This is a genomic window from Herminiimonas sp. CN (assembly GCF_000622895.1).
GTDB lineage: Bacteria > Pseudomonadota > Gammaproteobacteria > Burkholderiales > Burkholderiaceae_D > AVCC01.
Genome location: NZ_AVCC01000071.1, coordinates 1 through 17,435 on the forward strand (window position 1 = coordinate 1; position 17,435 = coordinate 17,435).

Sequence of the window (17,435 nt, forward strand, 5' to 3'; positions counted from 1 at the left end):
ATAAACAGGGAGTATGAATATTTTTATATTATTTTCCGCATATTAAAATTGCGCACATAAAATATACTCCATTGGATACTGGAAATTTTTCAAGCCCTGCGCATTTTTGGCTGCGTGTTCCGGCACGCGCCATTATTTCCTTCTTGCATTGCTTGCCGCCATCTGCGAGAGCGGGTAAATGCACGCCAATCGGTTTATAGTGACTGTTGTACATGAGCAACCTGATACCCATAATGCCCACCGATCCCCAAACCCTTACCGCACTGGTCGAGCCGCTGATTCAGATCGGCCGTTCGATGCCCGAAACCCAATGGCCGTATCTGGACAGCCTGATGCGGTTGAGCCTGGCGCTGGCGTTGGGATTGCTGATCGGCATGGAGCGCGAACGGCGCGGCAAGGAAGCCGGCTTGCGCACCTTCAGCTTCATTGCCCTGCTGGGCGCGATGGGCGGTGCGCTCGGCGATCAATACGCACTTCTGATCCTGATCCTGACCGGGGTGCTGGCGGCTTTTTTGAACGTGCAGCGCTTGCGCACCAACGACACGGCCGAGTTGACCACTTCGGCCGCGATGCTGATTACCTGCGTGGCCGGTATCCTGTGCGGCAAGGGCCATACCGCGACGCCGGCCTCGATCATGGTGATCGTCACCGCGCTGCTGGCGTGGAAGGACCGGCTGGCCGGTTTCAGCCTGGGGCTGACCGAGAACGAAATGCGTTCAGTGCTGCTGCTGGGGATTCTGGCGATTGTGATTTATCCGGCGCTGCCGCTGGGCGCGGTCGGCCCCTGGAACCTGATCGAGCCGCGCGCCGCCTGGGTGACCGTGATCCTGATTGCCGGCATCGGCTTCGTCAACTATGTGCTGTGGAAGCTGTACGGCGCGCGCGGAGTGATGATGGCCGGATTCCTGGGCGGCCTGGTCAACAGCAGCGTGACCGTGATTGAGCTGGCGTCGCGCGCCAAGGACAAGGATACGGTCAGCGTCGCCTATCGCGGCATCATGCTGGCAACGGCTGCCATGATCATGCGCAATGCCGGCCTGCTGTTCATGCTGGCGCCGACCGCCGCCCTGGCGGCAGCGGTGCCGTTCGCCCTGATGCTGGTGATCGGTGCCGGCTGGTTCTTCCTCGACCGCAATGCCCTGCATGCGGCCAGCGACCGGCAGGCGGCACCGGTTGCTTTGCCCTTGCCTTTTTCGCTGAGCGCTGCGTTGAAATACGGCTTGCTGTTTTTGATCCTGCATATCGCCGGCGTGGTGGCGCAGCAAAGCCTGGGCGAAATGGGGTTTTATGCGATCAGCCTGATCGGCGGCGTGGTCTCCAGCGCCAGCGCGGTAGCCGCCGCCGCCAGCCTGCTGACCAGCGGCTCGGTCTCGGCCCATGTGGCGTCCAGCGGCGCGGTGATTGCATCGCTGACCAGCGTGTTGATCAATTTGCTGTTCGTGCTGCGCGCGCGCGACCGAGGCCTGATCTGGCGGCTGGTGCTGGCGATGCTGACCATCGCGCTGGCCGGGATTGCCGGCACCATTGCCGCCACCCGCTTCCTGCCCGCGCTGGTTGCGGAATTTCCCTGGCTGGCGCAGTTTTATTGAGCGGTTCTGGATTGCGGATGCACGAAATAGGGTCGGAGTCGTTGCATTGATTAGAATAGGGTGCTTGATACCTGCCCTGGCATAAAAATGGCCCGACTTCCCCGACTCGTCATCCCGCAGCAGCCGCACTACATTTTTCAGCAAGGCAACAACCGGCAGCCGATCTTCTGCGACAGCAGCGATTTTGCGGCTTTTCTGGGCTGGCTGCGCGACGCGGCGCGCCAGTTCAAGGTGGCCATTCATGCCTATTTGCTGACCGAGCAGCGCGTCCATCTGCTGGCCACGCCCGCCGATGAAGAGGGCCTGGGGCGCATGATGCAGTGGGTCGGGCGCCATTATGTGCCGTATTTCAACCGCAAATACGGCCATGCCGGCACGCTCTGGCAGGGCCGCTTCAAGGCTTCGGTGATCGAGGCGCCGCGCTATCTGCTGCTCTGTTACCGCTATCTCGAAAGCCATCCGGTGCGCGCCGGCCTGGCCGCCACGGCGGCGCAATATCCGTGGTCGAGTCAGGCGCACCACGTCGGGGCCAGGGTCGATCCGCTGGTGACCGATCATCCGCTGTACTGGTCGCTGGGGAACACGCCGTTCGAGCGCGAGGCGCATTACCGGGCGTTGCTGGAGCAGGCATTGCCGCCGGAGCAGGTCGCGCTGCTGGACGCGGCATTGCTGAAGGGATGGGTGCTGGGCGATGCCGCGTTTCAGCAGTCGCTGGCGCAGCAGCTCAACCGTCGCGTGGCGCCGGCCAAAAGAGGGCGGCCGCGCAGGCCCGCTGCCGCGCGGCCTGAGCCGAATCCGGATCCGACAGAATAGTTTCTTATATGAATCATTATCCTGAGTATAAGAAAAAATACTGAATTTCCGCTTTGATTTATTGCGGCCTTTGAAAATACACAGCACAGTATATAAATAGCTGAAATTATGGCTGCAACCAGCTGCGCGCCGCGTTCGGTGGGTCGAAGGCATCGCAGCATTTACTATGTCCCTAATTAAATTAAATTTCAAATGGCGTTGAGTTTAATTTAACTCCGACCCTAATTATTTTTATTGAATTTTTATTGCGCTGCACTATTCTTCACGCTCAAACTCATCAAGCAGTGGAGAACCGCTATGCGCGCACAAGGTATGTACGATCCATCCAACGAACACGACGCTTGCGGCGTCGGTTTTATCGCCCATATCAAAGGCGTCAAATCGCATTCGGTGATCGAGCAGGGTTTGCTGATCCTGAAGAACCTGGATCATCGGGGCGCGGTCGGCGCCGACAAGCTGATGGGCGACGGCGCTGGTATCCTGATCCAGGTGCCCGACCAGTTCTACCGCGAAGAGATGGCGCAGCAGGGCGTGAGCTTGCCGCCACCGGGCGAATACGGCGTCGGCATGGTGTTCCTGCCGAAGGAAAATGCCTCCCGCCTGGCCTGCGAGCAGGAGATGGAGCGGGCGGTGCGGCTCGAGGGCCAGATCGTGCTGGGCTGGCGCGACGTGCCGGTCGATGCCGAGATGCCGATGTCGCCCACCGTGCGCAGCAAGGCGCCGTTCATCCGCCAGATTTTCGTCGGCCGCGGCCCCGACATCATGGTTACCGATGCGCTCGAGCGCAAACTGTACGTGATCCGCAAATCGGCTGCGCATGCGATTCAGGCGCTCAACCTGATGCACGGCCAGGAATACTTCGTACCGTCGATGTCGGCCCGCACCGTGGTCTACAAGGGCTTGCTGCTGGCCGACCAGGTCGGCGTGTATTACCGCGACTTGCAGGATGCGCGCTGCATTTCGGCGCTGGCGCTGGTGCACCAGCGCTTCTCGACTAACACGTTCCCCGAATGGCCGCTGGCCCACCCGTACCGCCTGATCGCCCACAACGGCGAAATCAACACGGTCAAGGGCAATTTCAACTGGATGCGGGCGCGCGAAGGCGTGATGAAGTCGGCGGTGCTGGGCGACGACCTGCAGAAGCTGTATCCGCTGATCTTCGAGGGCCAGTCCGATACCGCGACCTTCGACAATGCGCTGGAGCTGCTGGTGATGGCCGGCTACCCGATCGCGCAGGCGATGATGATGATGATCCCGGAGGCGTGGGAAAACCACACCCAGATGGACGACAACCGGCGCGCCTTTTACGAATACCATGCAGCGATGATGGAGCCGTGGGACGGCCCGGCCGCGATGGCCTTCACCGACGGCCGCCACATCGGCGGCACGCTCGACCGCAACGGCCTGCGGCCGGCGCGCTACGTGATCACCGACGACGATTTCGTGGTGATGGCGTCCGAATCCGGCGTGCTGCCGATTCCGGAATCGAAAATCATCCAGAAATGGCGGCTGCAGCCGGGCAAGATGTTCCTGATCGACCTCGAGGCGGGCCGCATCGTCGACGACCAGGAGCTCAAGAATACTTACGCGAATGCCAAGCCATACAAGGCCTGGATCAATTCGGTGCGCATCAAGCTCAATGAAATCAAGACCGCTGCAGTGGCGCCGCAGGCGGGCGCCGCGCTGCTGGATCGCCAGCAGGCGTTCGGCTACACCCAGGAAGACATCAAGTTCCTGCTGGCGCCGATGGCTGCCTCGGGCGAGGAAGCCATCGGCTCGATGGGCAACGATTCGCCGCTGGCAGTGATGTCGAACAAGCTCAAGCCCCTGTACAACTACTTCAAGCAATTGTTCGCGCAAGTCACCAATCCGCCGATCGACCCGATCCGCGAAGCGATGGTGATGTCGCTGGTGTCCTTCATCGGCCCGAAACCGAACCTGCTCGACACCAACAACATCAATCCGCCGATGCGGCTCGAAGTGGCGCAGCCGGTACTCGATTTCGCCGACATCGCCAAGCTGCGCAACATCAGCGCGCATACCGGCGGCAAGTTCAAGTCGTATGAGCTCAACATCTGCTATCCGGTGGCTTGGGGCAAGGAAGGCATCGAGGCGCGGCTGGCTTCGCTGTGCGCGGAAGCGGTGGATGCGGTCAAGTCCGGCCACAACATCCTGATCGTGTCGGATCGCAAGATGGACGCCAACGAAGTCGCGATCCCGGCGCTGCTGGCAACTTCGGCGGTGCACTTGCATCTGGTCAAGAAGGGCTTGCGCGCTTCCACCGGGCTGGTGGTGGAAACCGGTTCGGCCCGCGAAACCCATCATTTCGCGCTGCTGGCCGGCTACGGCGCGGAAGCGGTGCATCCGTATCTGGCGATGGAAACGCTGGCCGGCATGGCGTCCGATCTGCCCGGCGAACTGTCGGCCGAGCAGGCGATCTACAACTACACCAAAGGCATCGGCAAGGGCTTGATGAAGGTGATGTCGAAGATGGGCATTTCGACCTACATGTCGTACTGCGGCGCGCAGATTTTCGAGGCGATCGGGCTCAACAAATCGCTGGTCGACAAGTACTTCCGCGGCACCGCTTCAAATGTCGAAGGGATCGGCGTGTTCGAGGTGGCCGAGGAAGCGTTGCGCCTGCACCAACTGGCGTTCGGCGATGATCCGGTGCTGGCCAGCGAGCTCGATGCCGGCGGCGAATATGCATTCCGCATCCGCGGCGAAGAGCACATGTGGACCCCGGACGCGATCGCCAAGCTGCAGCATTCGACCCGTTCCAACAACTTCAACACCTACAAGGAATACGCGCAGATCGTCAACGAGCAGTCGAAGCGCCACATGACGTTGCGCGGCCTGTTCGAATTCAAGATTGATCCGAGCAAGGCGATCCCGCTGGATGAAGTCGAGCCGGCCAAGGAAATCGTCAAGCGTTTCGCCACCGGCGCGATGTCGCTCGGGTCGATTTCGACCGAGGCGCACGCGACGCTGGCAGTGGCGATGAACCGCATCGGCGGCAAGTCGAATACCGGCGAAGGCGGCGAAGACCCGCAGCGTTACACCCAGGAACTGAAGGGCATCTCGATCAAGCAGGGCGAAACCATGGCCTCGATCCTCGGCGCCGAGCAGGTGGTGGCGGATATCCCGCTGCTGGCCGGCGATTCGCTGCGCTCGCGCATCAAGCAGGTGGCGTCCGGCCGCTTCGGCGTGACCGCGGAATACCTGAATTCCGCCGACCAGATCCAGATCAAGATGGCGCAAGGCGCAAAGCCCGGCGAGGGCGGCCAGCTGCCGGGCGGCAAGGTGTCAGAATACATCGCCATGCTGCGTTTCTCGGTCCCTGGCGTGGGCCTGATTTCGCCGCCGCCGCACCATGACATCTACTCGATCGAGGATCTGGCGCAACTGATCCACGATCTGAAAAACGCCAATCCGCGCGCCACCATCTCGGTCAAGCTGGTGTCCGAAGTCGGGGTCGGCACGATTGCCGCCGGCGTCTCCAAGGCCAAGGCCGACCATCTGGTGATCGCCGGCCATGACGGCGGCACCGGCGCGTCGCCGCTGTCGTCGATCAAGCACACCGGCACGCCGTGGGAACTCGGCTTGTCCGAAACCCAGCAAACGCTGGTGCTGAACGGCTTGCGCGGCCGGGTTCGGGTCCAAGCCGACGGCCAGATGAAGACCGGCCGCGACGTCGCCATCGCCGCCATGCTGGGCGCCGACGAAATCGGCTTCGCCACCGCGCCGCTGGTGGTCGAAGGCTGCATCATGATGCGCAAATGCCACCTCAACACCTGCCCGGTCGGGGTCGCCACCCAGGATCCGGTGCTGCGCGCCAAGTTCTCCGGCAAGCCCGAATACGTGGTCAATTACTTTTTCTTCGTGGCCGAGGAAGCGCGCCAGATCATGGCGCAACTCGGGATTCGCAGCTACGACGAACTGATCGGCCGCGTCGACCTGCTCGACAAGTCGAAGGCGATCGGACACTGGAAGGCCAAGGGGCTGGATTTCTCGCGGATTTTCCATCAGCCGGAAGTCGCGCCGGGAATGCCGGTCAAGCATGCGGAAACCCAGGATCACGGGCTGGAAAAGGCGCTCGACCACAAACTGATTGCGCAAGCCAAGTTGGCACTGGAAACCGGCGAAAAGGTCTCGTTCATCTCGCCGGTGAAGAACGTCAACCGCACCGTCGGCACCATGCTGTCGGGCCAGGTGGCGCAGCGTTACGGTCATGCCGGCTTGCCCGACGACACCATCCACATCCAGCTGCAAGGCACCGCCGGCCAGTCCGCCGGCGCGTTCCTGGCGCACGGCGTCACGCTGGACCTGGTCGGCGGCGGCAACGATTACGTCGGCAAGGGGCTTTCCGGCGGGCGCATCATCGTGCGTCCGAACACCGAGTTCCGCGGCCGCGCGGTCGACAACATCATCATCGGCAACACCGTGCTGTACGGCGCGATCGCCGGCGAAGCGTTCTTCAACGGCGTCGCCGGCGAGCGTTTCGCGGTGCGCAACTCGGGTGCTACCGCAGTGGTGGAAGGCACCGGCGACCACGGTTGCGAATACATGACCGGCGGCACCGTGGTGGTGCTGGGCGCCACCGGACGCAATTTTGCCGCCGGCATGTCGGGCGGGATTGCCTATGTATTCGATCCGGACGGGGATTTCGCCAGCAAGTGCAATCCGGCCATGGTCGCGCTGGAAGAAATCCTGCCGCAGGCCGAGCAAGCGGTGCTCGTCGAGCGCAGCCTGTGGCATGCACTGGTGCGCGGCGGCGAAGGCGTGGCCGACGAAGCGATCCTGAAAGGCTTGATCGAGCGCCATTTCAAGTACACCGGCAGTACGCGGGCGCGCAACATGCTCGACAACTGGGCCGACACCCGCAGCAAGTTCGTCAAGGTGTTCCCGACCGAGTACAAGCGTGCGCTGGACGAACTGAATGCCGGCGTCGACGAGCAGGAGCTGGAAAAAATCAACGCATAACTGGCTTGGTTGGAAAAAAATACCAGAAGTAATCTCAGAAGGAAGATCATGGGTAAAGTAACCGGTTTTATGGAATTCAGGCGGCAGGAAGAAACATATCTGCCGGCGCCTGCGCGACTGAAGAATTACAAGGAATTCGTGCTGCGTCTGTCGGACGCCGAGGCCAAGCTGCAGGGCGCGCGCTGCATGGATTGCGGCATCCCGTTCTGCAATAACGGCTGCCCGGTCAACAACATCATTCCGGACTGGAATGATCTGGTGTATCACGGCAACTATCGGGCCGCGCTCGATACCCTGCAATCAACCAACAACTTCCCCGAGTTCACCGGCCGCATCTGCCCGGCGCCGTGCGAAGCGGCTTGCACGCTGAACATCAATGACGCCGCGGTCGGCATCAAGTCGATCGAGCATTTCATCATCGACAAGGGCTGGGAAAACGGCTGGGTAGTGCCGCAGCCATCCCATGCCAAGAGCGGCAAGAAGATCGCGGTGGTCGGCTCCGGCCCGGCCGGCATGGCGGCCGCGCAGCAGCTGGCGCGGGTCGGCCACGACGTGACGGTATTTGAGAAGAGCGACCGCGTCGGCGGCCTGCTGCGCTACGGCATTCCCGACTTCAAGCTGGAAAAATCGCACATCGACCGGCGCGTCGAGCAGATGCAGGCCGAAGGCGTGAGCTTCCGCACCGGCGTTTTCGTCGGCCGCGATTTCCCGAAAAACGTCAACAACTGGGCCACCGAAACCATTGCGCCGGAACAGCTGCAACAGGATTTTGACGCCGTCATCATCGCCGGCGGCGCCGAGCAGCCGCGCGACCTGCCGGTGCCGGGGCGCGAGCTGAAGGGCGTGCATTTCGCGATGGATTTCCTGCCGCTGCAAAACAAGGTCAATGCCGGCGACAAGCTGAAAGACCAGATCAAGGCCAGCGGCAAGCATGTGGTCGTCATCGGCGGCGGCGATACCGGTTCCGATTGCGTCGGCACCTCGAACCGGCACGGCGCCGCCAGCGTCGCCCAGTTCGAACTGATGCCGCAGCCGCCGGAGCAGGAAAACAAGCCGCTGGTGTGGCCGTACTGGCCGACCAAGCTGCGCACCTCGTCTTCGCACGAGGAAGGCTGCGAGCGCGACTGGGCAGTCGCCACCAAGCGCTTCGAAGGCAAGAACGGCAAGGTCGAAAAACTGGTCGCCTGCCGGGTCGAATGGCAGGACGGCAAGATGGTCGAAGTGCCGGATTCCGAATTCTCGATGAAGGCCGATCTGGTGCTGCTGGCAATGGGCTTCGTGTCGCCGGTGCAACAGGTGCTGGACGCGTTCGGAGTCGAGAAGGACGTGCGCGGCAACGCCCGCGCCACTACCGAAGGCGACGGCTGCTACCAGACCTCGGCCGCCAAGGTGTTCGCCGCCGGCGACATCCGGCGCGGCCAGTCGCTGGTGGTATGGGCGATCCGCGAAGGCCGCCAGTGCGCGCGCGCCGTCGATGAATTTTTGATGGGGAGCTCGGTGCTGCCGCGCTAGCGGATCGCCCGCCACCGGCTTGCAAGCCGGTGCAGCGTTCGCCGGGATTGACCGGCGCAGGCCTGTCAATCTTGTCCGGCTCACGTCCGCGAAGGCCGCCAGTGCGCGCGCCGTGGATGAGTTTCTGATGGGAAAATCGGTGCTGCCGCGCTAAAATTGGGCTTGCTGTCACGAAAAATCCGCTGCACTGAAGGCGCCGGCGGATTTTTATACTATGCCTTGTATTTTTAATATCGCACTGCATATGCGTGGAAATCGCAATATTTTTCTTATACTCCAAGATTCTCTATGCATTGAGGGCTGCGGGGGCGGGTTCCGGGCTGCGCTGGCGAAAGGGCGGGGCCGAATGCTCCTGCCAGCCAATCAAGCCGCAGCGGATATTCCATTTATAATGGCGCTTTTTGCAAATTCTTTTCGGCAAGCCCCAACGTGCAAACGGACACTTCCCCCTTGGTCGTAATAGACAACCTGAGTTTCGCCTATGGCGAACGGCGGATTCTGGACGGCCTGAATATGCGTTTTCCGCGCGGCAAGGTGGTGGCCGTGATGGGCGGTTCCGGCTCCGGCAAGACCACGGTGCTGCGCCTGATCGGCGGCCAGATTCGGGCCCGCTCCGGCTCGGTGCAGGTCGATGGGCAAGCGGTGCAGTCGCTGGATGGCAACGCGCTGTACCTGCTGCGGCGCAAGATGGGGATGCTGTTCCAGCATGGCGCGCTGTTTACCGACCTGAGCGCATTCGAGAATGTGGCCTTTCCGCTGCGCGAGCACACCGATCTGAGCGAGGCGATGATTCGCGATCTGGTGCTGATGAAGCTGGATGCGGTCGGCTTGCGCAATGCGGCGCAGCTGAAGCCGGCCGAGATTTCCGGCGGCATGGCGCGGCGGGTTGCGGTGGCGCGCGCCATCGCGCTGGATCCGCAACTGATCATGTACGACGAGCCGTTCGCCGGGCTGGACCCGATTTCGATGGGGGTGATCGCCAACCTGATCCGGCGCCTCAACGATGCGCTCGGTTCGACCTCGGTCCTGGTGTCGCACGATGTGCATGAATCGTTTGCGATTGCCGATTACATTTATTTTTTGTCGGAGGGGAAGATCGTCGCCGAAGGCACGCCGGCCGAGATGCAGGCGTCCGATGACCCGTATGTGCAGCAGTTCGTCCACGCCCGCGCCGATGGCCCGGTGCCGTTCCATTATCCGGGCCGTTCGCTGGCCGCGGACCTGGGGCTGGAGGCGCGCCCATGATAGTGCAATTTCTGGCGCTGCTGGGCAGCCGCAGCCGCACCCTGCTGGCCGATCTGGGCTATACCGCGACCGCCTTTCTGGCGATTCTGCGCGCATCGGGCGGATTGTGGCGGCGGCCGCGCCTGGTGACCGATCAGATCCACTTCATCGGCAATTATTCGCTGGTGATCATTGCGGTATCGGGCCTGTTCGTCGGTTTCGTGCTCGGCTTGCAAGGGTATAACACGCTCGTCAGCTACGGTTCCGAGCAGTCGCTGGGCTTGCTGGTGGCGCTGTCGCTGACGCGCGAACTGGGGCCGGTGGTGACCGCGCTGCTGTTTGCCGGCCGCGCCGGCACTTCGCTGACGGCCGAGATCGGCTTGATGAAGGCCGGCGAGCAATTGTCGGCAATGGAAATGATGGCAGTCGATCCGCTGCAGCGCGTGATTGCGCCGCGCTTCTGGGCCGGCATCATCGCGATGCCGATCCTGGCTGCGGTGTTCAGCGCACTAGGCGTGTTGGGCGGATATTTTGTCGGGGTGCCGCTGATCGGCGTCGATGAGGGCGCGTTCTGGTCGCAAATGCAGGCCGGGGTCGATGTCTGGGACGATATTGCCAACGGCGTGCTGAAAAGCGCGGTGTTCGGGGTCGCGGCGACTTTCGTTGCGCTGTATCAAGGCTATGAAGCGCAACCGACGCCGGAAGGCGTGGCGCGCGCCACCACCCGCACGGTAGTGGTATCTTCCTTGCTGGTGTTGTGGCTGGATTTCGTGATGACCGCGCTGATGTTCAACAAGTAATCAGGCAGTCTTGGCAATTCCATGTACTCACTATGGTATTTTGTAGAGCCGCTTTATTCATAGGCGGCAATTGCGGTGTTTTTTAATATACCCCTTAATTATTTTGGGCGGAAGAGGGCAGCGTTTCATGCAGCGAAAATCATTCGATATCTGGGTCGGCCTGTTCGTACTGCTGGGTGCGGCGGCGCTGATGTTCCTGGCCCTGAAAGTGGGCAACATGAGCAGTGCGTTGTCCTTTGACAAGACCTATCCGGTGGTGACGCGCTTCGACAACATCGGCGGCCTGAAACCGCGCGCGCCGGTCAAGAGTGCCGGCGTGGTGGTCGGCCGGGTCGGCGAAATCCGCTTCGACGACAAGACCTTCCAGGCCCAGGTGACGCTGAACCTGGAAAACCGTTACAAATTTCCGAAGGATTCATCGGCCAAGATACTGACTTCCGGCTTGCTGGGCGAGCAGTACATCGGCCTGGAGCCGGGCGGCGATACCAGCAATCTGGCCGCCGGCGACAAGATCGGCATGACGCAATCGGCGGTGGTGCTGGAAAACCTGATCAGCCAATTCCTATTCAGCAAGGTGGCCGACGGAAAGGACGGCAGCAAATGAAAATCGCCCGCCGCATCACGCTTCGCATCACCACGCTCGGCATCGCGCTGGCATTGGCCGGCTGCGCCACCGGCAGCGATCCGAAAGACCCGCTGGAAAACTTCAACCGTGCGATGTTCAGCTTCAACGACAAGCTCGACCAGGTGGCCCTGAAGCCGGCCGCGACCGTGTACCAGGATGTGCTGCCTTCGTTCGTGCAGACCGGGATCGGGAATTTCTTCGGCAACATCGGCGACGTCTGGACCGCAGTCAATAACTTGTTGCAAGGCAAGCTGGAAAACGGCATGACCGACATCATGCGGGTGGCGATCAACAGCACCATGGGTTTTCTGGGCGTGCTCGACATCGGCTCCGAAGCGGGCTTGCCCAAGCATCGGGAGGACTTCGGCCAGACCCTGGGCGTCTGGGGCCTGACGTCGGGGCCGTACGTGGTGCTGCCGGTGTTCGGCCCTTCCACCGTGCGCGATACCGCTGCATTCCCGGTCGATTTTTCGGCTGACTTGTGGGGCTACAAGGATCCGGTCAATGTGCGCAACATCGGCACCGGCGTGCGCCTGATCGACCAGCGCGCAGCGTTGCTGGGCGCTTCGTCCCTGATCGAGGATGCGGCGCTGGATAAGTATGCGTTTACCCGCGACGCCTACCTGCAGCGGCGCCAGAGCCTGATCAATGACGGCCGCGAGAAGGATGAAGGCGACTACTAGGAACCTTGCGTTATCTCCATAGTCCAATCGGTGCGGCATGTCTGCACCCCTAACCCATCATAAAGAACATGAAAATCCTGAATAAATTCCTTGTTGCCGTAGTTACTTTTGCCGCGCTGGCGTTTGCCGCTACCGCGCAGGCGACCGATGAGGCGCCGGATGCGCTGGTCAAGCGCATCAGCCAGGAAGTGCTGGAGATCGCCAAGGCCGACCGCGAAATCCAGGGCGGCAACCAGAAACGGGTGCTGGAGCTGGTCGAGTCGAAAATCCTGCCGTATGTCGATTTTCAGCGCATGACCGCGCTGGCAGCTGCGCGTCACTGGCGCGAGGCCACGCCGGAGCAGCAAAAGCAGCTGACGGCCGAATTTCGCAGCCTGCTGATCTACACCTATTCCGGGGCGATCTCGCAGATCAAGGACCAGAAACTCGATTTCAAGCCGTTCCGCGCGGCGCCGACCGACACCGAAGTGGAAGTGCGCTCGCAGGTGTTGCAGGCGCGCGGCGAACCGATCCAGCTCAATTACCGCCTGCAAAAAACGGCTGCCGGCTGGAAAATTTACGACATCAATGTACTGGGCGCCTGGCTGGTGGAAACCTACAAGGGTAATTTCGCCGCTGAAATCGGCAAGTCCGGCATCGATGGCCTGATCAAGGTCTTGTCCGACAAGAACAAGCGGCTGGCGGAGGGCGCGGCGAAAACCTCGGCAAAAACCGCAAAATCTTCCTGATGCCAGCAGCCATGCCGATGTTCCAGCCCAGCCAGTCGCTCACCTTCAGCAACGCGAGCGCCGTACTGGCGCAGGGCTTGCAGGCGTTGGCGCAACAGCAGTCGGTGATCGACATGGCAGCGCTGACGACCGTCGATTCGTCGGCAGTCGCCGTGCTGCTGGCGTGGCAGCGCGCCGCCCGGGAGCGCCAGCTGGCGCTGCGGTTCCGGAACCTGCCCGCCAATCTGCGCAGCCTGATTGCGCTGTACGGCGTCGAAGCGCTATTGCCGGGCGACACTGCCGACACTGGCGCCGCCGCCGATTCTGTCCGACAGCGCTGATCTTCGGCGGGGCGCCAGCCAGGCGGCGGCGACGTTGCCGGCCCCGAACGCCTGAAATCTCCTATAATCAACAGCTTTGCCGTCACGGATTGCGGTCAGTCCCGGCTTTTTTGTGTAAAGTGCGTATCGCGCCACCATGGCAGCCATTCAGATCACCCAAGTCGAAAAACGTTTCAAATCGCTGCAGGCGCTGGGCGGGGTTTCTCTATCCATCGAGGAGGGCGAGTTTTTCGGCCTTCTGGGACCCAACGGCGCCGGCAAGACCACGCTGATTTCGATCATCGCCGGGCTGACCCGGGCCGACGCCGGCCGTGTCACCGTGCAAGGTTATGACGTCGCCACCGAGTTTCGCGCCGCGCGTCAGCAGCTTGGCGTGGTGCCGCAGGAACTGGTGTTCGACCCGTTTTTCAGCGTGCGCGAAACTTTGCGCCTGCAATCGGGCTATTTCGGACTGAAGAACAACGACCAGTGGATCGACGAGGTGATGGCCAACCTCGACCTGACCGATAAGGCCGATGTCAACATGCGCGCGCTGTCGGGCGGCATGAAGCGGCGCGTGCTGGTGGCGCAGGCGCTGGTGCACAAGCCGCCGGTGATCGTGCTCGACGAGCCGACCGCCGGGGTCGATGTCGAGTTGCGCCAGACCTTGTGGAAATTCATCGGCCGCCTGAACCGTGAAGGCCATACAGTGGTACTGACCACCCATTACCTGGAAGAAGCGCAGGCGCTGTGCAACCGGATTGCGATGCTCAAGAGCGGCAAAGTGGTGGCGCTCGATACCACCGCGGCGCTGATCAGGCGCATTTCCGGCTCGCGCCTGATCCTGTCCTTGCGCGATGGCGGCTTGCCGCCGGTGCTGCAGCCGCTGTTGCTGCATCCGGAAGAATCGGCGTCCGGCAATACTTATGCGCTGCGGGTTAGCGACTACGCCGAAATCGAGCCGATTCTGGCGGCGGTGCGCGAGAGCGGCGCGGCCATTGAAGAGATGCAACTGCAGCAGGCCGATCTGGAGGATGTGTTTTTGCAAATCATGGACGGCGAGGTGTCGCGATGAGCGTGTTTTCGATACCGAAAGGTTTCCAGACCCTGCTTTACAAGGAAGTGCTGCGCTTCTGGAAGGTCGCTTCCCAGACCGTGGCGGCGCCGGTGTTGACGTCCCTACTGTATCTGCTGATCTTCGGCCATGTGCTGGAAAACCGGGTGCAGGTGTATCCGGGCGTCGGCTACACCGCGTTTCTGGTGCCGGGCCTGGTGATGATGAGCGTGCTGCAAAATGCCTTCGCGAACGCTTCTTCCTCGCTGATCCAGTCGAAGATCACCGGCAACCTGGTGTTCGTGCTGCTGGCGCCGCTGTCGCACTGGGAACTGTTTTCCGGTTATGTGCTGGCTTCGGTGCTGCGCGGTCTGATGGTGGGGGCCGGAGTCTTTCTGGTCACGGTACTGTTTACTGCAGTGGGTTTCGCGGCGCCGTGGTGGATCGTCATCTTTGCGGTGCTGGGCTCGGCGATGCTGGGCACGATGGGCTTGATCGCCGGCATCTGGGCCGAAAAATTCGACCAGTTGGCGGCGTTCCAGAACTTCCTGATCATGCCGGCCACTTTTTTGTCCGGGGTGTTCTATTCGATCCATTCGCTGCCGCCTTTTTGGCAGGCGGTCTCGCATTTCAACCCGTTCTTTTATATGATTGACGGTTTCCGCTACGGCTTCTTCGGCCAGTCGGACGTCGATCCCTTGCTCAGTTTCACGATTGTGTGCGGATTTTCGGCGCTGCTGGCCGTTTTCGCGATCCAGCTGTTAAAGCGCGGTTACAAGCTGCGCCACTGAACGGCCAGCGCAATCGCACCGTCTCCATCAGCCTTTATTAGCCCTTATTTGCTGTTTTTCAGGAAAGAACCATCATGTCGACTACACCGGAACTGATTAAAACCTATATCGCCGCAGGACTTGCTTGCAGTCATCTCGAAGTGGAAGGCGACGGCCGCCATTTCAGTGCGCTGATCGTGTCCGATGCGTTTGCCGGCAAGCGCCCGATTGCGCGCCATCAGATCGTGTATGCGGCGCTGGGCGAGCGCATGCGCGAGGAAATCCATGCGCTGTCGATGAAAACCCTGACTCCGGAAGAATTCGCCCAGCATGGATAAACTGCTCATCACCGGCGGCCGCCGGCTGTCCGGCGAGATCGCCATCTCGGGCGCCAAGAACGCCGCGTTGCCGATCCTGTGCGCCGGCTTGCTCACGGCCGAGCCGGTGGCGCTGTCGAACTTGCCGCACTTGCAGGACGTTTCGACCATGTTGCGCCTGCTGCGCCAGATGGGTTTGCAGGTCGAGCAGCAGGACGACCGCTGCACGCTGCAAGGCAATGCGATCGACAAGCTGGAAGCCCCTTACGAGCTGGTGAAAACCATGCGCGCGTCGATTCTGGTGCTGGGGCCGCTGCTGGCGCGTTTCGGCGAAGCCAGGGTCTCGCTGCCGGGCGGTTGCGCGATCGGTTCGCGCCCGGTCGAGCAGCACATCAAGGGCTTGCAGGCGATGGGGGCCGAGATCAAGATCGAGGCCGGCTATATTCACGCCAAAGCCAAGCGGCTGAAGGGCGCGCGCATCGTGACCGATATGATCACCGTCACCGGCACCGAAAACCTGCTGATGGCGGCCACCCTGGCCGACGGCGAAACGGTGCTGGAAAACGCCGCGCGCGAGCCGGAAGTCACCGATCTGGCCAAACTGCTGGTGGCGATGGGTGCCAGGATCGAAGGCATCGGTTCCGACCGGTTGCTGATCCAGGGCGTGGCGGCGCTGCATGGCGCAGCCCATGCGATCATCGCCGACCGTATCGAGACCGGCACTTTTCTGTGCGCGGTGGCGGCGGCGGGCGGCGACGTCACGCTGCAAAATACCCGCAGCGACATCCTCGATGCGGTGCTCGACAAATTGCGCGAAGCCGGCGTGATCCTGACCTCCGGCAGCGGCTGGGTGCGGGCGCAGATGGCGTCGCGGCCGAAGGCGGTGAGCTTTCGCACCACCGAATATCCGGGCTTCCCGACCGACATGCAGGCCCAGTTCATGGCGCTGAATGCGATCGCCGCCGGTACCAGCCGCGTGACGGAAACGATTTTCGAAAACCGCTTCATGCACGTGCAGGAGCTGAACCGGCTCGGCGCGGCGATCGATATCGAGGGCCATACCGCGATCGTGCACGGGGTCGAGCAACTGGTCGGCGCGCCGGTGATGGCGACCGATCTGCGCGCCTCGGCTTCGCTGGTGATCGCCGGCCTGGCCGCGCAGGGCGAAACCCTGATCGACCGTATATACCATCTGGACCGCGGTTACGACCGGATGGAAGTCAAATTGTCGGCGGTGGGCGCCGACATCAAACGGGTGCAATGATGCAAGATCTGCAACAACTGACGCTGGCGCTGTCCAAGGGCCGCATCTTCGACGAAACGCTGCCGCTGCTGGAAGCTGCCGGCATTACCGTGACCGAGAATCCGGAAACCTCGCGCAAGCTGATCCTGGCCACCACCAATCCGCACTTGCGCGTGATTATCGTGCGCGCCTCCGACGTGCCGACCTATGTCCAGTACGGCGCCGCCGATTTCGGCGTGGCCGGCAAGGATGTGCTGATCGAGCACGGCGGCGAAGGGCTGTACCAGCCGATCGACCTGCACATCGCCCATTGCCGGATGTCGGTGGCGGTGCGGGCCGGCTTCGACTATGTAACAGCGGTGCGCCAGGGCGCGAGGCTGCGGGTGGCGACCAAGTACGTGCAGATCGCGCGCGAGCATTTCGCCGCCAAGGGCGTGCACGTCGACCTGATCAAGCTGTACGGCTCGATGGAACTGGCGCCGCTGATCGGGCTGTCGGATGCGATCGTCGATCTGGTCAGCACCGGCAACACGCTGCGCGCCAACAACCTGGTCGAAGTCGAACACATCATGGATATCTCGTCGCGGCTGGTGGTCAATCAGGCGGCGCTGAAACTGAAGCGCGAAGCGCTGCAGCCGATCCTGCAGGCATTCGAGCAGGCATCGGCCCGCATGGCCTAGGTGAAATTCATGTACTGCATACTGTATATTTAAGTATCGCAATAAAAATATGCGGGAAGTTGCATGGTTTTTATTGCATACTCTGGCATAAATTATTTGATGGCGACAATCGAAG

15 protein-coding genes are annotated in these 17,435 nt (G+C 61.7%); all 15 read left to right on the forward strand.

Annotation, left to right across the window (positions count from 1 at the left end):
* Positions 1 to 233 precede the first annotated feature (233 nt).
* A complete protein-coding gene (locus tag HMCN_RS0113680) occupies positions 234 to 1,589 on the forward strand; it encodes an MgtC/SapB family protein (RefSeq protein ID WP_081801517.1) in 1,356 nt (451 codons plus the stop codon).
* Positions 1,590 to 1,676: 87 nt separating this feature from the next.
* Positions 1,677 to 2,402, forward strand: a complete 726-nt coding sequence (locus HMCN_RS0113685) for a transposase (RefSeq protein ID WP_025917917.1) — start codon at positions 1,677 to 1,679, stop codon at positions 2,400 to 2,402.
* Positions 2,403 to 2,699: 297 nt separating this feature from the next.
* On the forward strand, positions 2,700 to 7,385 hold the full coding sequence (locus tag HMCN_RS0113690) for a glutamate synthase-related protein (RefSeq protein ID WP_025917918.1): 4,686 nt from the start codon (positions 2,700 to 2,702) through the stop codon (positions 7,383 to 7,385).
* A 48-nt stretch (positions 7,386 to 7,433) separates the two neighbouring features.
* On the forward strand, positions 7,434 to 8,897 hold the full coding sequence (locus tag HMCN_RS0113695; protein WP_025917919.1) for a glutamate synthase subunit beta: 1,464 nt from the start codon (positions 7,434 to 7,436) through the stop codon (positions 8,895 to 8,897).
* 429 nt (positions 8,898 to 9,326) lie between these two features.
* Positions 9,327 to 10,142: an ABC transporter ATP-binding protein gene (locus tag HMCN_RS0113705; protein ID WP_051566997.1), complete on the forward strand. Its 816-nt coding sequence runs from the start codon at positions 9,327 to 9,329 to the stop codon at positions 10,140 to 10,142.
* On the forward strand, positions 10,139 to 10,921 hold the full coding sequence (mlaE, locus tag HMCN_RS0113710; protein ID WP_025917921.1) for a lipid asymmetry maintenance ABC transporter permease subunit MlaE: 783 nt from the start codon (positions 10,139 to 10,141) through the stop codon (positions 10,919 to 10,921). The genes HMCN_RS0113705 and mlaE overlap by 4 nt, the downstream gene beginning before the upstream one ends.
* 127 nt (positions 10,922 to 11,048) lie before the next feature.
* Positions 11,049 to 11,525, forward strand: coding sequence for an outer membrane lipid asymmetry maintenance protein MlaD (gene mlaD, locus HMCN_RS0113715; protein WP_025917922.1), 477 nt, complete (start codon positions 11,049 to 11,051; stop codon positions 11,523 to 11,525).
* Entirely contained in the window at positions 11,522 to 12,229 is a 708-nt protein-coding gene (locus tag HMCN_RS0113720) for a VacJ family lipoprotein (protein ID WP_025917923.1), read from the forward strand. Before mlaD ends, HMCN_RS0113720 begins: the two co-directional genes overlap by 4 nt.
* A 68-nt stretch (positions 12,230 to 12,297) precedes the next feature.
* Complete coding sequence (locus HMCN_RS0113725) at positions 12,298 to 12,957, forward strand: phospholipid-binding protein MlaC (protein WP_025917924.1); 660 nt, start codon at positions 12,298 to 12,300, stop codon at positions 12,955 to 12,957.
* Between the two features lie 17 nt (positions 12,958 to 12,974).
* Entirely contained in the window at positions 12,975 to 13,277 is a 303-nt protein-coding gene (locus HMCN_RS0113730; RefSeq protein ID WP_025917925.1) for a lipid asymmetry maintenance protein MlaB, read from the forward strand.
* 136 nt (positions 13,278 to 13,413) lie between these two features.
* Positions 13,414 to 14,331, forward strand: coding sequence for an ABC transporter ATP-binding protein (locus HMCN_RS0113735; protein ID WP_025917926.1), 918 nt, complete (start codon positions 13,414 to 13,416; stop codon positions 14,329 to 14,331).
* Positions 14,328 to 15,101: an ABC transporter permease gene (locus HMCN_RS0113740; RefSeq protein ID WP_025917927.1), complete on the forward strand. Its 774-nt coding sequence runs from the start codon at positions 14,328 to 14,330 to the stop codon at positions 15,099 to 15,101. The genes HMCN_RS0113735 and HMCN_RS0113740 overlap by 4 nt, the downstream gene beginning before the upstream one ends.
* Positions 15,102 to 15,175: 74 nt before the next feature.
* Complete coding sequence (locus tag HMCN_RS0113745) at positions 15,176 to 15,418, forward strand: BolA family protein (RefSeq protein WP_025917928.1); 243 nt, start codon at positions 15,176 to 15,178, stop codon at positions 15,416 to 15,418.
* The gene (murA, locus tag HMCN_RS0113750) at positions 15,411 to 16,661 is read left to right on the forward strand and encodes a UDP-N-acetylglucosamine 1-carboxyvinyltransferase (protein WP_025917929.1); all 1,251 of its coding nucleotides are present in this window, start codon (positions 15,411 to 15,413) and stop codon (positions 16,659 to 16,661) included. Before HMCN_RS0113745 ends, murA begins: the two co-directional genes overlap by 8 nt.
* Positions 16,658 to 17,320 carry an ATP phosphoribosyltransferase gene (hisG, locus tag HMCN_RS0113755; protein WP_025917930.1) on the forward strand — a complete coding sequence of 221 codons (663 nt, stop codon included), beginning with the start codon at positions 16,658 to 16,660 and terminating at the stop codon, positions 17,318 to 17,320. Before murA ends, hisG begins: the two co-directional genes overlap by 4 nt.
* Positions 17,321 to 17,435: the final 115 nt, after the last annotated feature.